Annotated in this window: 1 protein-coding gene; it reads left to right on the forward strand. The window is 66.2% G+C overall.

The features are described 5' to 3' along the window. A partial coding sequence (locus ACFWF3_RS35520; protein ID WP_379318513.1) for a GMC oxidoreductase occupies positions 1-1,502 on the forward strand: 1,502 nt, incomplete at its 5' end. Positions 1,503-1,548 lie beyond the last annotated feature (46 nt).

Consider the following 1,548-nt stretch of genomic DNA (forward strand, 5'->3'; position numbering starts at 1 on the left):
GGATGCCCCGACTCGGCTTGACCGGGCCGCAGCGGATCAGCGTTCTCGGCAAGTGCGCGGTGTTCAGCGGGTCGGGTGTCGGTGGTGGGTCGGTGATCTACGGCAACACCCTCTACGAGCCGCTGCCCGCGTTCTACGAAGACCGTGCGTGGTCGCACATCACGGACTGGAAATCGGAGCTGGCGCCGTATTACGACCAGGCCAAGCGGATGCTCGGCGTGCAAACCAATCCGCGCGTCGGGCCCAAAGATGAAGTGCTGCTGAAGATTGCCGAGGGCCGCGGGGTTGCCGACACGTTCCATCGCACGAATGTCGGGGTCTTCTTCAACGAGGGTGCGGAGGGCGCGGAGGTGCCCGATCCGTACTTCGGTGGTGCAGGGCCGACGCGCGCGGGCTGCATTCATTGCTCCGAATGCCTGACCGGCTGCACGCACAATGCCAAGAACACCACCACGGTGAACTATCTGTACCTGGCCGAACGCAACGGGGCCGAAGTGCACCCGCTCACCACGGTCACCTCGGTGCGGCCGGACGGCAACGGCGGCTACCTCGTCGAGACCATGCGGTCGGGCGGTATCGTCCGCCGGAACCGGCGCCGGTTCACGGCGCGCCAGGTTGTCTTCGCCGCGGCTGCGTTGGGTACCCAGAAGTTGCTGCACCGCATGCGAAACGATGGTGTGCTGCCCGGGTTGTCGCCTCGGCTCGGGGAGCTGACCAGAAGCAATTCCGAGGCAGTGGTCGCGGTATGCAGTCGTAGCCGGTACGACCTGTCCCAGGGTGTGGCGATCACCTCCTCGATTCATCCCGAGCCGCACACCCATATCGAGGTGTGCTCGTACGGCACAGGACAGAACGCGCTGTTCACCCAGGGCCTGCCGATGGTCGACGGCGGCGCGTTCCGGATGCTGCGGCTACTGCTCATGGTGGCGGCGCATCCGCTCGAGTTCATCCGGTTGAAGAATGTCCACCGTGCTGCCGAGCGCTCGGTCGTGCTGCTCGTGATGCAATCGCTCGACAACTCGCTGACCTCCTTCTTGAAAGGCCGGCGTCTGGTCACCAGACAGGGATCCGGGGAGCCGAATCCCGAGTGGATCCCGATCGCGCACGAGATCGCTCGGGAGTACGCCACCGAAATCGATGGTGACGCGGGAAATCTGGTCACCGACCTGCTGGGGATTCCGGCCACCGCGCACTACATCGGCGGCGCCACCATCGGTGACTCCGCCGACACCGGCGTGGTCGACCCCTGGCAGCGGGTCTACGGGTATCCAGGCCTGCACATCGCCGACGGCAGTGCGGTCACGGCCAACCTCGGGGTGAACCCGTCGTTGACCATCACCGCGCAAGCAGAGCGCGCCATGGCGTTCTGGCCCAACAAGGGTGATGCCGACCCCCGTCCCGCGCTGGGTTCTGCTTACGTCCGCCTCGCACCGATCCTGCCCAAGCGGCCCGCTGTTCCCGCTACCGCGCCCGCGGCACTGCGCTACTCGGTTCAGGATTGACCGCACCATCGTCGAACCACCACGACGCCCCGCAGCGCTTCGGCGC

Origin of the sequence: Nocardia sp. NPDC060220 (assembly GCF_042727815.1) — a bacterium.
In the GTDB taxonomy this organism is placed as follows: domain Bacteria; phylum Actinomycetota; class Actinomycetes; order Mycobacteriales; family Mycobacteriaceae; genus Nocardia.